The organism is Streptococcus sp. CF8_St5-11 (assembly GCF_024295625.1).
Lineage (GTDB): Bacteria > Bacillota > Bacilli > Lactobacillales > Streptococcaceae > Streptococcus.
This window is the reverse complement of the sequence record NZ_JANCOJ010000005.1, coordinates 77783-91914: the sequence shown is the minus strand read 5'-3', so window position 1 is coordinate 91914 and position 14132 is coordinate 77783. Positions and strand designations below refer to the sequence as shown.

Annotated in this window: 13 protein-coding genes and 1 rRNA gene; 2 read left to right on the top strand and 12 right to left on the bottom strand. The window is 39.0% G+C overall.

Features of this window, described 5'->3' with window-relative positions; all coding sequences use genetic code 11:
• The 4 genes from NMM13_RS09235 to NMM13_RS09220 form a co-directional block, all read right to left on the bottom strand.
• Positions 1–230 (bottom strand): 16S ribosomal RNA (locus NMM13_RS09235); the annotation flags it as partial.
• 299 nt (positions 231–529) lie between these two features.
• Positions 530–1072, bottom strand: coding sequence for a ribosome-associated translation inhibitor RaiA (gene raiA / locus NMM13_RS09230; RefSeq protein ID WP_049492331.1), 543 nt, complete (start codon positions 1070–1072; stop codon positions 530–532).
• A gap of 81 nt (positions 1073–1153) precedes the next feature.
• Positions 1154–1819 carry a ComF family protein gene (locus NMM13_RS09225; RefSeq protein WP_254728531.1) on the bottom strand — a complete coding sequence of 222 codons (666 nt, stop codon included), beginning with the start codon at positions 1817–1819 and terminating at the stop codon, positions 1154–1156.
• Positions 1816–3114: a DEAD/DEAH box helicase gene (locus NMM13_RS09220; RefSeq protein ID WP_254728533.1), complete on the bottom strand. Its 1299-nt coding sequence runs from the start codon at positions 3112–3114 to the stop codon at positions 1816–1818. The genes NMM13_RS09225 and NMM13_RS09220 overlap by 4 nt, the downstream gene beginning before the upstream one ends.
• Positions 3115–3169: 55 nt before the next feature.
• On the opposite strand from NMM13_RS09220, the gene NMM13_RS09215 reads away from it, so the two are divergent.
• Both NMM13_RS09215 and cysK read left to right on the top strand, forming a co-directional pair.
• The gene (locus NMM13_RS09215; protein WP_254728529.1) at positions 3170–3811 is read left to right on the top strand and encodes a YigZ family protein; all 642 of its coding nucleotides are present in this window, start codon (positions 3170–3172) and stop codon (positions 3809–3811) included.
• A gap of 123 nt (positions 3812–3934) precedes the next feature.
• Positions 3935–4858, top strand: coding sequence for a cysteine synthase A (gene cysK / locus NMM13_RS09210; protein WP_254728527.1), 924 nt, complete (start codon positions 3935–3937; stop codon positions 4856–4858).
• Positions 4859–4907: 49 nt separating this feature from the next.
• Here the strand turns inward: cysK and NMM13_RS09205 are convergent, their stop codons facing one another.
• The 8 genes from NMM13_RS09205 to NMM13_RS09170 form a co-directional block, all read right to left on the bottom strand.
• A complete protein-coding gene (locus NMM13_RS09205; protein WP_049496180.1) occupies positions 4908–5273 on the bottom strand; it encodes a S1 RNA-binding domain-containing protein in 366 nt (121 codons plus the stop codon).
• 1 nt (position 5274) lies between these two features.
• Positions 5275–6675 (bottom strand): Cof-type HAD-IIB family hydrolase, encoded by a 1401-nt coding sequence (locus tag NMM13_RS09200; RefSeq protein ID WP_254728525.1) that lies wholly within the window; start codon positions 6673–6675, stop codon positions 5275–5277.
• Between the two features lie 44 nt (positions 6676–6719).
• On the bottom strand, positions 6720–7352 hold the full coding sequence (locus tag NMM13_RS09195; RefSeq protein WP_049507122.1) for a response regulator transcription factor: 633 nt from the start codon (positions 7350–7352) through the stop codon (positions 6720–6722).
• Positions 7349–8365, bottom strand: coding sequence for a sensor histidine kinase (locus NMM13_RS09190; RefSeq protein WP_129824776.1), 1017 nt, complete (start codon positions 8363–8365; stop codon positions 7349–7351). The genes NMM13_RS09195 and NMM13_RS09190 overlap by 4 nt, the downstream gene beginning before the upstream one ends.
• Complete coding sequence (gene liaF / locus NMM13_RS09185; RefSeq protein WP_003003865.1) at positions 8362–9057, bottom strand: cell wall-active antibiotics response protein LiaF; 696 nt, start codon at positions 9055–9057, stop codon at positions 8362–8364. Before liaF ends, NMM13_RS09190 begins: the two co-directional genes overlap by 4 nt.
• A gap of 175 nt (positions 9058–9232) precedes the next feature.
• Positions 9233–11032, bottom strand: coding sequence for a CAP domain-containing protein (locus tag NMM13_RS09180; RefSeq protein ID WP_254728523.1), 1800 nt, complete (start codon positions 11030–11032; stop codon positions 9233–9235).
• Positions 11033–11522: 490 nt separating this feature from the next.
• On the bottom strand, positions 11523–13394 hold the full coding sequence (gene pknB, locus NMM13_RS09175) for a Stk1 family PASTA domain-containing Ser/Thr kinase (RefSeq protein ID WP_129824774.1): 1872 nt from the start codon (positions 13392–13394) through the stop codon (positions 11523–11525).
• Entirely contained in the window at positions 13391–14131 is a 741-nt protein-coding gene (locus tag NMM13_RS09170) for a Stp1/IreP family PP2C-type Ser/Thr phosphatase (RefSeq protein WP_254728521.1), read from the bottom strand. Before NMM13_RS09170 ends, pknB begins: the two co-directional genes overlap by 4 nt.
• Position 14132: the final 1 nt, after the last annotated feature.

The following is a 14132-nucleotide window of genomic DNA, read 5'->3' as shown; positions in this document are numbered from 1 at the left end:
GTAGTGGAGCAATTGCCCCTTTCAAATCAACATCATGCAATGTCGACTGTTATGCGGTATTAGCTATCGTTTCCAATAGTTATCCCCCGCTACCAGGCAGGTTACCTACGCGTTACTCACCCGTTCGCAACTCATCCGCTCGGTGCAAGCACCAAGCTTCAGCGTTCTACTTGCATGTATTAGGCACGCCGCCAGCGTTCATCCTGAGCCAGGATCAAACTCTCATTAAAATAATTGTTTGTCTTAAACTCATTCTGTCACTGACAGATTTATTGTTTTTTTATTGTTCAGTTACTATAACCTTCGTTATAGCGCCCTGCACATTGGTTCGTCTTGTTCAGTTTTCAAAGGTCTTTGTCGCTCTCTCGCGACAACTATATTAGTATATCATGACCTGTCCTTACTGTCAACACTTTTTCTCAAAAAATTTTATTTTCTTAAAAAATATCCTTACTTCTTTGGGTTGTCAAAAAAATCAGGAGCAAAATTGCTCCTGATCCTTCTATAATTTAATTGATGTTTTTAATCTCTATTCTTTTACTTCCAATAGACCAATATCTCCATCTTCTCTACGATAGATAACATTAGTTGTGTTGTCTTCTGCATCACGATAAATGAAGAAGTCGTGTGCTAATAGATCCATTTGAAGAATAGCTTCATCTAAATCCATTGGTTCTAGATCAATTGTTTTTGAGCGAACAACTTTTTCTGTGGTTGTTGCTTCTTCTACAACTGCATCGGTAAACAACTTACCTGCACCAGATTTAATACGATTTTTCTTTTCGATTTTTGTTTTATTCTTACGAATTTGACGTTCAATTTTATCTACAACCAGGTCAATTGAACCGTACATATCTTGAGACACATCTTCTGCACGAAGTGTAATAGATCCAAGTGGAATGGTTACTTCTACTTTTGCGGTCTTTTCACGGTAAACTTTTAAGTTTACACGAGCGTCTAGCTCTTGATCTGCCTGAAAATATTTTTCAATCTTTTCGAGTTTAGAAACGACATAGTCGCGAATGGCTTCTGTTACTTCTAGGTTTTCACCACGGATACTATATTTAATCATATTAGTACCTACTTTCTAAACATTATGTTTTTATTTATATGTATATTATAACGCTTTCATATTTTTTTTGCAAATCTTTTTTTATCTCGCAATTGAAAATGTCTTTATTTCTTTCACACCTTTTTCAATTAACAGGCGCTTCATTAATTCGATTGTTTTGCCAGTTGTGTATATATCATCGAAGATAAGATACTTTTGCTTTATTGGAACTTCTTCTTTTAAATGAAAGTGTTGAGAGGTTTTTAATCTTTCTTCTCTTGTTTTTTTTGATTGTGCCAAGCTGTCTTCTTTTTGAAATAGAGGGCTGTACTTTATTTCTGCAAAATCTAGTATAGTCGAGACTTGATTGAATCCTCTCTCCTGCTTTTTTTCATGGCTAATTGGAGTTGGTATTATTGTATAGTTTTTATACTTTTTCAACGCTTTTTTGATGTCACTTGCAAATACCATTCCTAACAAACGATCTCCTTCAAATTTATATCGTTTGAAATAGTCTTTCATTGCTCCATTATATCTATATAAAGCTTCATGTTGAACAGTATTTCCTTTGTCTTCCCAGAACTCACAATCTTTACATACTTTCTCCTCCTTATCTTTAAAGCACCTAGGACAATGAATTTCGCCAATTTGTTCGAAGTCTTTTTTGCATTCTTTACAAATCCATTTTTCTTGTTGATTTATAAAAATAAGATCTGTGAAATGTTCACTAGTTTTTAACTCTTTATTACAAAGCAGACATTCTTTCAAAACCCAGCCTCCTGATTCATTTGTTTTATTTCCTTTATTGCTTTTTTCATTTCTTTTGTTATTCCATCTGATAGAAAGAGCAATTGGCCTGTTGGTCTTTCTTTGCTACGTCCAACTCTTCCTGAGATTTGTACAAGGGCACTTTTCGTAAACAAGCGATGGTTACTTTCTAAAACAAAAACATCTACAAGCGGAAAGGTCACTCCTCTTTCTAGAATGGTAGTCGAGACTAGTATTGTTTTTTCTTTATTTCTAAATTCTTCTACAATTCTCAAGCGATCCTGTGTCTGAGAGGATACAAAACCTACTTTTTCTTTCGGAAAGTATTTTTTTATATTCTCTTTAAATTGTTGTCCTAATTCAATTTCAGATACAAAGATTAACAATGGGTAGTGAGTCTGTCTTTGCTTCTTGATTAGTTTCAATAGTTCGTAGGGGATTCTTCCTTTTTCTATTTTTTCTCTCATTTTCGATACCCATTTTATTTCTGGAACCACTAGTGGGTTCCCATGGAAACGTCTCGGAAGACTATAACGGATGATTTCTTTTTTCTTAACCTTTTTATCTAACACATCTGTAGAGGTTGCTGTTAAATAAAGGGTGTTCCCTTCTTTTTTTATCGCATTCTGAGCTGCTTTGTATAACATAGGATTATCTACAAAGGGAAAAGCGTCGACCTCATCTATAATAAGGAGATCAAAGGCCTGATAAAACTTTAACAATTGGTGAGTTGTTGCGATTACCAAAGGTGTTCTAAAATAGGGGTCCGATTCCCCATGAAGCAACGATATCGAACAGGAAAAATCTTCCTTCATCCTTCCGTACAGTTCGATACAGACATCGATTCTTGGGGTAGCAATACAAACTGCTTGTCCACTCTTGATCGCTGTTGCCACAACCTGGTACATCATTTCCGTTTTCCCAGCTCCTGTCACAGCATGTACCAAGGCATTTTTTCCTTCTTTAACTGCTTTGATGAGACCATCTGATACCTCTTGTTGATAGGAAGTCAAGGTTCCTTTCCAGTTTAACACCTCTTGTCCTTCAAAGTCTTGCTGTGCAATAGCATAAAGTTTTTGATCACTCCGGATCCTTCCCAATTGGATACAAGCTCTACAATACAGGACCTCTTCACTCAACTTCCAAAGTTTTTGATCAATCATACTGCCACATCGAAAACATTGGTACCTTCCATTTTGTTTTTCTATAGTTGGGAGTTCTTGGGCCATTTCTTTTAAATCGTCTGTCATCTGGCTCTCTGTTAAGAGTCTTCCATAAGCATCTTCTATCTTCATACTTATCAATTCGTAAAAATTGGAGAAAATCATTCTTTTTTTGTAAAATAAGAATATGGGATATATTACATTTAAAGAGAACGGCACTGTTCAAGAAGAAATCAAAAAATCGAAATTCATTTGTCATGTTAAACGCGTCTCTTCTGAAGAGGAAGCTAGAGATTTTATCAACGCTATCAAGAAGGAACACTACAAGGCTACACATAACTGTTCTGCTTTCATCATTGGAGAACATAGCGATATTAAACGGACCAGTGACGATGGCGAACCTAGTGGAACAGCGGGTATACCGATGTTGGGAGTTTTAGAGAATCATCACATCACTAATAGTTGTGTTGTGGTTACCCGCTATTTTGGAGGCATTAAATTAGGTGCTGGCGGTCTGATTCGTGCATACGCTGGAAGTGTGGCTCAAGCAGTTCGAGAGATTGGACTTGTAGAAATCAAGGAACAAGTTGTTCTTGGGATCACACTTTCTTATTCCCAATACCAAGAATTTGCTAATTTCTTAAAAGACAACAAATTGGTAGAACAAGATCCGATGTTTACAGATCAGGTGGCGACAACTATTTTTGTAGACAAAGAAGACACCAGTTCTATCACAGCAGCTTTAGTCGAATTTTATAATGGGAAAGTCCTTATAGAAGATCAAGGAATTCGCGAGATTGAAGTACCCCTACTTTCTGTAGAAAAATAATCAAAGAAGCTATCGGCAACGATAGTTTTTTTTTATCACACCCATAAAATTTCTATATTTTACTTTCTTCCCACAAGGGACTATACTTGTTAGTATCAAGAAAACCTAGAACTGAGGTATATTATGGCTATTTATGAAAATATTACAGAATTGATTGGGAACACTCCGATTGTCAAATTGAACCGTCTTGTTCCTGAAGAAGCTGCAGATGTCTATGTCAAACTCGAAGCCTTCAACCCTGGATCATCGGTTAAAGACCGGATTGCTTTGAGCATGATTGAAAAAGCTGAAGCAGATGGCTTGATCAAACCAGGCGATACAATTGTCGAAGCAACTAGTGGAAACACTGGGATTGGTTTATCATGGGTTGGTGCCGCTAAAGGCTATAAAGTTGTGATTGTCATGCCTGAAACCATGAGTGTGGAACGTCGTAAAATCATCCAAGCCTATGGAGCTGAACTCGTTTTGACTCCTGGAAGTGAAGGAATGAAAGGTGCCATCGCTAAAGCTGAAGCAATCGCTGCAGAAAGAAATGGCTTCCTTCCTCTTCAATTTGAAAACCCTGCTAACCCAGAGGTACACGAGAGAACAACAGGACAAGAAATCGTTGATGCCTTTGGAAAAGATGGTTTAGATGCTTTTGTCGCAGGTGTTGGTACTGGTGGTACTGTTTCTGGTATTTCTCATACTTTGAAAAAGAACAATCCTGCTGTCAAAGTCTATGCCGTTGAAGCCAATGAATCTGCGGTCCTTTCTGGCGAAAAACCTGGACCACATAAAATCCAAGGTATTTCAGCAGGTTTTATACCAAACACTTTAGACACTAACGCATATGATGGTGTTCGTCGTGTATCTTCAGAAGAAGCTTTCGAACTTGCACGCGCTATCGGTGGAACTGAAGGATTCTTAGTCGGTATCTCAAGCGCAGCTGCTATCTATGCTGCTATTGAAGTCGCAAAAGAATTAGGTAGCGGTAAAAAAGTTCTTGCCCTTGCACCAGATAATGGGGAACGTTACCTTTCCACTACTCTTTACGAATTTGAATAACTCACTATACCAAAAAACTTCGGTAGGTTTCATCAACCTATCGAAGTTTTTATTTTTTTTCTTGTTTGCTAAAGAATGCTTTTCCTTCTTTGACCCAGGTTGGCATCTGTTGAGCTAAGGGAGCAAAACCACTTTTGTTGCGGTCATTTGAAAAACGATGGTGTCGAATACTTCGTTGCGGTGTTTCTTCTAAGGTTCTCAAAGAGAGACTGGCTTTCTTAGAATATTCATCAACATCAATGACTTGGACAAAGACTTTCTCTCCAATCGAAAGAATATCATGAATATTACTTACATAGCCACTTCGAATCTCTGAGATATGAATCAAGCCTGTGACACCCGACTCAAGTTCAACAAAGGCTCCATAAGGTTGAATGCCTGTGATGGTTCCTTCTAACTTATCTCCAATTTTCATTTTAGTCCTCAATTTCGATGGTTTGAATCACGACATCTTCTACTGGCTTATCCATCATACCTGTCTCAACAGCCGCAATCTCATCCAATACCACAAATGAAGCTTCATCCATCAATTGTCCAAATACGGTATGGCGTTGATCTAGATGAGGAGTTCCTCCTTCTGTCGTATAGATTTCGGCAATTTTTTCAGGCCAGCCACCACGGACCAATTCCTTATTTGAATATGGGAGATGTTGATTTTGTACAATAAAGAATTGGCTACCATTTGTGTTTGGCCCAGCATTTGCCATCGAAAGGGCTCCGCGAATATTGTACAATTCTTTTGAAAATTCGTCTTCAAAGCTCTCACCATAGATGGATTCACCACCCATACCTGTACCAGTAGGATCTCCCCCTTGGATCATGAAATCTTTAATAATCCGATGGAAAATAACACCATCATAATAGCCAGACTTAGCAAGAGCCACAAAGTTTGCAACTGTTTTTGGCGCTTGATCTGGGAACAATTGAATTTTCATCTCACCGTGATTGGTTTTGATCACAGCTATAGGACCTTCAACCACACCAAGTTCCAACTGCGGTAACGTCAATTCTTTTTCAACCATATTTAACTCCTCTAAGGCATAGAATATGCCATCTTCTTCCAAATTCTTAGTGATATAATCAGCTTTTTCTTGTAACTCTGGGGCAGATATTCCCATTGCGATACTAATCCCAGCATAATCAAATAGTTCGAGATCATTTAAGCCATCCCCAAAGACCAAAACATTTTCTGGCTTCAAGCCCAAATGATTTACAAGTTGAGAGACTCCAGAAGCCTTTGATCGATCAAAACGAACAACATCAGATGAATGTGGGTGCCATGGAACGAGACGTAACTCCTCTTGTAAGGAAGGTGATAATTCTAAATCACCATCATCTTCATCAAAGGTCCACATTTGGAAAATTGGTTCTTTCAAATGCAGATCTGGATCTACTGGTAAGTTGGGATAAATGATGTCAATAGCGTCACGGATCAAAGGTGTACGATTGGACAGCGCAGCTTGATGACTAGCCACTAACCCATAATCAATCTGGGATTCTTTGGCCCAATCCACAAAAGAAGAAACGATTGCTTCATTGATTGGTGATTGGTAGATCACAGTTCCTTTGGTATCTTCAATATAGGCACCGTTTAAGGTGACTAGAAAATCAGGCTTTAAGTCCATAATTTCAGGAACAACTCCAAAAACCCCTCTACCGGTTGCAATCCCTGTTCGAATTCCCTTTTCTTTCAACTGACGAAAGACGTCTTTTACAGATTCTGGGATCAATCCAGTTTCTTTTGCACGTAATGTATCGTCAATATCAAAAAAGACGATTTTTACTTTTTTTGCTTTATAACGTAATTTTGCGTCCACTTGTCTCCCCCTTATGATCTCGCTCTATTATAGCATGTTTCCCTTTAAAAATCTTCTTGATTCACCAGATGGTGTCGAAAGGCATAGACGACTGCTTGCGTCCGATCACTGACTTCTAATTTGGATAAGATGTTGGAGACATGGGTCTTCACTGTTTTTAAAGAAATGAAGAGTTCATCTGCTATTCGTTGATTTTCATATCCTTTCGTCAATAAAGCCAGAATATCTCGTTCTCTAGCTGTCAAATCATCATGCAATTCAGCATGGTTCTTTCGTGACTCAACTTTTTGACTAACTTCTGTCTCAATCGCAAATTCTCCCTTTGCAACCTTTCTGACAGCCTGTAAGATCTCAGTTGCTGACGAGGTCTTTAAAATATACCCTTTTGCACCGGCATCTAAGACAGGGTAAATCTTTTCGTTATCTAAATAAGACGTCAAAATGACAATTTTAGCTTCCGGCCACTCTTTTAGGATGGCTAGAGTCGCATCGATTCCATTTAGCTCTGGCATCACAATATCCATGATGATGACGTCTGGTCTTTCTTTCAGCGCCAAGTCCACCCCTTCATGCCCATTTTTCGCCTCTAAGACTTGCTCAATATCGGTTTGCATGGACAAAAAGCTTTTCAATCCCAACCGGACCATTTCATGGTCGTCTACTAATAATACTTTCATACAGTTTCCTTTTCATTTTTATCTTTTACAAGGAGGGGAACGCGAATATCCACAGCCACTCCCTTTTGAGGACTCGTTCTTATTTTAATGGTTCCCGCCATGTCTTCTACACGTTCTTGAATATTTTTCAACCCATAACTCAATCGTTCCAATTTTTCCTGCTCAAAGCCGATTCCATCATCTACCATCCGTAAATGAAGTTGTTTTCCTTCCTGATGCAAAAAGACATCCATTTGTTGAGCTCTAGCATGTTTCAAGGTATTGCTGACAATTTCTTGGACGATTCGAAATAGATGTTCTTCCATATCTTTTGGAATGCTCACGTCATTATGATGGAAGACAACTGTTAGGTTACTCTTTTCCTTCAATTCTCTAAAAATCATCTCCATACCTTCTACCAAGCTTTTTCCTTCCAATTCTGTAGGACGAAGATGTAAGAGCAAGACGCGTAAATCATTTTGGGCTGTCCCTAGAATATCTGACACACCATTTAGTTGCTGCTGGATCTGACTTTTCTCTAACTCAAGGGCCTGCGCTGCTACTCCAGATAAAATCATATTGGCTGCAAACAATTCTTGACTAACCGTATCATGTAGATCACGCGCAATTCTCTTACGCTCGATTTCCACAATTTCTTCCTCATTTCGCATCACACGATTTTCACTTTTTTGTAAATTTTCTTCTAGTCGAAGCAATTTGCTGTCCAATAAATCTAACTGTTGATTCAATTCTTTGGGGGCAATTTCTTTTCTCTGTGAAGCAGTCAGGATAGATTCTACCTTTTGTTGTACTGCATGAACCGTTACAAATTGCGTGATTTTAATAATTAAGACAACCAAAGCCGTCAATGCAAGCGTCAGACTAAAAACCAAAAATAGGAATGACTGAAGCAAGGAAAGATCTGAAAGAAGTTTGCCCCACTGAAAACCAACAAAATGGAAAATGGTATGACAAATGACCGCAACCACCATTAGGGAATAGAAATACAATAGGAGATAGTCTAATTTCTTCATGCGCGAATCACCTCAACATCCCCAACAATACCAACTAACACAATTTTTATAGAACGGTGCGATCTCCGATAATGTGCCGTTTCAATGTCTATGGTTTCATTCCTCATTTTACGGACAGGAAGATCCAAAAACTTCAGATCTCCATACAGGGTGTTAATTTGTAAATGCAACTCCAAATCAATCGGTAAGATAATTTTTGTATTTCCAAACCCTTTCCGTATGATCACTACATTGTCCCAATTGCAAATGGCTACCTCCTCTAAATGGAGGGTGTCATTCCCAAAAACTCGGATCACATTCAGATCTCGATACCCTCGACTTTGTTTTGAAAAATGTTGTAAATCACCAATCCATCGAGTTTTTTCCTGACGAATTTTCGTATCCTCTTCAACATCAAACACAACGGCTTCATTTTCCTTATACATATAAGGGTAGGCGATCAATAAACCATAAACCACCGCAAATAAAATGGCTGCAATCACAAAAGGATTCAGCATCACGATAAAAAACAAGAGCACACTCAGCGCGATTAATAGAAAATTCGCTTTTTGTTTGCCAAAATAGTAATACAAAAGGAGCAAAAAGAGAACCATCAAGACAACAAATCTGGAAAAATCGATTGATAAAATGGTGATCGCTGCTAATGTTAACAAAACGGCTTCAACGAAAATAAAAATTTGTATTTTCCACATAGTCTACCTCATCTTTTCCTATTTTATCAAATTTTTCCTCATTTGACTTCCGTCTGTGGTTGGATAATACTTAGAGCAAAAAAACACCCAAAAGATAGAAATCCTTTGGGTGTCCTTGGTATCGGAATGAATTGTTATTAAATAAGTTCTTTCCGATAACGGTTGTCTAGAGGCATTATTTATACATGAATGCCCAGTAATAGTTACCGTCGCCATTGATGACTGCTGCTACCGCACCTTCTGTGGCATTTGGATCGAGCATTAATTCTCTCAATCCACTGTTATACCATTTCGTTGCGACTGTTGTTGCATTGTCTTCACGGCGAGCTACAAAACCTGTGCTATCGTACTGACGTGAAATAGTATGGGCTTTTGGTAAGGCACGTGAGTTATAGACATCATCTGACCAAGTCAATTCTTTTAAACCTTGTGCTTTTCGCAATTCGTTAATCTTAGCAAATGCTTCCTTCGCTTTATCTAACTCGATATAGTTTGTATTGTCTGTTGCTTCTACACGATAAACGAATTTCACATAGCCAAACTCAACATCTTTGTAGTTCTTGTCATCTACTCCACTCTTCAAGTTAGCGATTAAAACATAGTCTTTAGCCCATGGGTTTTCTTTAGATTGCTCAAAGAGTTCTGGGTCCTCGATTTCCCATTCTACTTTGGCATCCCAGCCAGCATTGTCAATAAATTTAGGATTCATTTTCTTAATGACATAGTCCTTAAATTCATCCACATTCTTAAATGGAAGAGCTTGACCTGCTTTAGCTGTTTCTACAAGGTTTGTAGAGTAGAGCTTCACGCTTGAGTCTCGATCGCTATAGGCATATTCATCATCTTTGGCATCTTCGTGGAATTTTGGATCGATTTCAGGATCTTTCGGATCTGTCATTCCATAAAGTTTCCATTTATCTCCATTCCATTTCCAATAAGCAGAGTAACCAGTTGCTTCCGTATCAGAAGGAACGTAGTAATAGTGAGTCGACCCGTCAAAGTAGTAGTTCTTATCTCGACGCAAAGCTGCTGATCCAGGTTTGCCAGGAGGATAGACTATCTTTGGTGCTCGTCCATTTGGAGCCCATGGAAGATGTTCTAATCCTTCTGCAGGTGTCTCAACGTATGGAGGAATTTGGTTTTCACTAGGCTGATCTGTTGATACCAAACCATCATTTCCAGGCACTTCAGGTTGCACCGGTTCTTCTGGTTTTGGTTCACTTGGATTTTCTGGGGTTGGTGCGAAAGGATCAAACTCTCCATCTGCTCCTACAAATGGAGGATTTTCTGGGAAGATCAAGTTCCCGTGATCTTCTGGTGTAGATGGTTCTGATGGGTTGACTGGTTGATCGGGTTTATCGCTTGGATCTGGCTCGTCGGGTGTTGGAGTTGGATCCGGAGTCGGTGTTGGAGTTGGATCTGGAGTATCAGGATTTTCCGTCGAATTCTTCACAAATACCCATTTACCATTTTTATAGTAGTAATAATCCCCATTATCTAATACATAATAATGGTAGCCATTTTCATATACATAATGAGGGTCATTGGCAAGGTTATTAGTAGAGTTATTCCGATTGGTTAGAGGCTTCCACTCACCATTGCGGTAGATCCGGTAAGTTCCATCACTCATCCGATAATAATGATTGCCATTCCAATAAATGTAGTTTACATCATTTTCCAAGGAATAACCATAGTTCCAACCATTATAGCCATAATAATTATTCCAGCTAGGATAACCATAGTTATAGCCATAATAATAGTTCCAATTTGGATATCCATAGCCATAACTATAGGTCCATGAATTATAGCCATTATAACCGTTCCAATTATTGTAACCATAGTTATAATAGTTTGAACGATAAGAGGAGGTATTCCATCCTCTATTTTCTGCAGCTACTTTTGTTGCTATAAATGCCGGGACAATCATAGCTGTTGCTAAGATTGCTTGACTAACCACTCTATATTTTCTGTCCATTTAAATAATCTCCATTGGGAAAGTATAGGCGAAAGATACATCAACTATGTGCACATATTTCAAAAGTCATTCTACCTCCCTGTTTCTCAGTTCACAATATTTTTCTCCACTAGTTGTCAAGGCCTATTCAACTAGCAGAAAAAAATCTATTCGTTTACCAATTTCCTATCAAAGCAGGTCTGAACGACTTTTTACTCTTTGATCTCCTTTCATGCAGATTATAGCATGTGGGCTAAAACAAAGGCAAATAATTTGATATTCAATCTATTTTCAACCTCAAATCACCTTATGTTTAATTGACTATTTTATTTTACCGGACTTGAAACCCCTTGTTTGTTAAGGAGTTCACATAATCTATTCATCTGTAGAAAAATAGTTTCTTGAAGCGACCTCAAAGTTTTTCCCTCAACAGGGAAATAAAAAAATCACGACATAGCAACAAAAAAATACAAAAAGACTCAGAAATATATCTGAGTCTGAAATTCATTTTTTAATCTGTATCTGTCGAACTACTACTGCTAGAGGTTTCGGTATCCGATCGTTCTGAAGAAGAGGAACTAGATGTTTCTGAACTTGATGAGGCTTTTGTACTCGAAGAAGCTGTCACTTTAGGTTCATATACCGTTAAAACGATTCGTGTTCGGTTAATATCCACCGTACTTGAAACCTCTGGTGTTTGACTGACAATTTGACCGGCAGAAACAACTACCCCATCAGGGAGATGATCCGTCTTTCTTAATTCAATATTGGCTTCTTTAATTCCAAAGATATCAGTCAAATTGCTTCGAGCAAATTCATAGGTTGAACCAATATAGTTTGGCATCTCAATCGATGTTGTTTCCTTCGCCACTTTCAAAACAATCTTAGTCTTTGAATTCAGAGAATATTGTTCTCCGGCTGCTGGCGTTTGTTCAAGAACTGTCCCTGCAGCATAATCAAAGGTCTCAACTTCTTCAACGGTGATCATTTTGCTTGATACTTTATAAGTGTTTTTCAGATCCTTTTCAGCTGCTGCCCGTGTTTTACCCACGTAATTTGGCATTTCAAAGCTGCTTGGTCCTTTTGAAACGATCAAATCAATTCGACTTTGTTCTTTCTTTTGGGCCCCTGCATTTGGATTGGTTCGAATGACGTAGCCTTCTGCAACCGAATCACTGTACTCTTCTTTCTCTTCACCAACTTGAAGGTCTTGTCCCTCAATAACCGCTCTAGCTTCGGCAACGGTTTTGCCGGAAACATCAGGAACTGTTTTATTGGCTGGGCTCATATACAACAAGAAAGTAAAGGCAGCAAGAACTAGGGCAATGGCAACAAACAAGACCTTGTAGCGCGCCCGCAAGCGTCTTCTTGGCTTTTTACTTGGCGCCATTGTCTGCTGGTCAGATAATGGTCGATTAGGATCTACTGAACTGATTTCACTGCGTACCTCAGAGATTGGAACAGGAGCTGTCTTTGGAGTTGGACTCACTTTTGGAAGAGTCTTTGTATCAGCTTTCGCTTGGTCTTCAAAAACTAGTTTTTTCTCATTTCTTCTCTCATAGGACAAGCAACTTGAAAGATCCACATACATCTCAGCCACTGATTTATAGCGATCCGTCAGTTTTTTAGCTGTCGCCTTGATCACCACATTTTCTAAAGCTTGTGGAACATTCTTATTTTCTTCACGAATAGATGGGAGCGGCTTTTGAAAATGCTGCAAAGCGATTGTAACGGCGCTATCTCCATCATAAGGAATGTGTCCTGTCAACATTTCATAGAAAATGATCCCCATCGCGTAGATGTCACTTTGCACCGTAGCTTTTGAACCACGCGCCTGCTCAGGGGACAAATAATGAACCGACCCCAACATCGAGTTGGTCTGGGTCAAGCTAGTCTCTGCGAAGGCCACTGCAATCCCAAAGTCTGAAACTTTTGCTGTTCCATCTGGTGTCAAGAGGACATTCTGTGGTTTTAAATCTCTATGGATAATGCCACGCGTATGGGCAAGACGCATAGCTAGAAGGATCTGCCCCATCAAACGAACAGCTTCTTCATTTGATAAAGGTGCATTTTCTTTGATATAGCGTTTCAAGTCTAAACCTGCAACATATTCCATTGCGAGGTATTGCTGCCCTTCTTCTTCGCCAATGTCTGTAATCCGAACGATATTTGGATGGTCCAGCTCTGCCATCGCTTTTGCTTCACGCTGGAAACGTGCAACTGCAATGGGATCCGTCTGGTAATTCGTACGCAGTACCTTGACTGCAACTTCTTCACCATCTAAAATCAAATCACGAGCAAGATAAACATCTGCCATCCCACCGCGTCCAATTTGTTGGATGATTTTATATCGTCCGGCAAAAATTTTGCCGATTTGAATCATGCTGCGTCCTCCTCAGTGAAGTGGAGCAGTACAACGGTGATATTATCCAAACCTCCAGCATTATTGGCAAAACGAATCAAGGTTTGAGCTTTTTCTTCAAGCGTAACATCACTCAAGACAATGTCTCTGATCTCATCAGGGCCGATCATATTGGTTAAACCATCACTATTGATCAAAATATAATCATCTGCTTCAACAGTTACCAAACCATAATCCGGCTCTAGCTCGTCTTTTTGACCAATAGATTGGGTGATGATGTTACGCTGAGGATGATGGGCTGCTTCTTCTTCTGTAATTTGACCAGCTCGTAAAAGGGCATTTACAAGAGAATGATCACTAGTCAACTGCTGGTATTCGCCCTGACGAATGAGACTAATCCGCGAATCTCCAACATGGGCAAAAATCACTTGTCCTTCTACAAAAGCCAAGGCTTCCAGTGTTGTTCCCATTCCTTTATGTTCATCATCTTGACCTGCTAAATGAATCCGACGGTTCACAACTTCTAAATGTTCTGCAAACCATTCCCGAACTTGATTCACTGTCTCGATTTCAGAAGAAACCCAGGCCGCACCTAGGTCTGTGACTGCCATTTCACTAGCAATATTTCCGGCACGGTGTCCTCCCATACCGTCAGCAAGGAAAACCATAGATTTTCCTGCCTTGTTTTTATATTGATTTGCATAGTCTTGGTTATTTGTCCGTCTTTGACCTACATCGGTTAAGATCGTCATATCCATA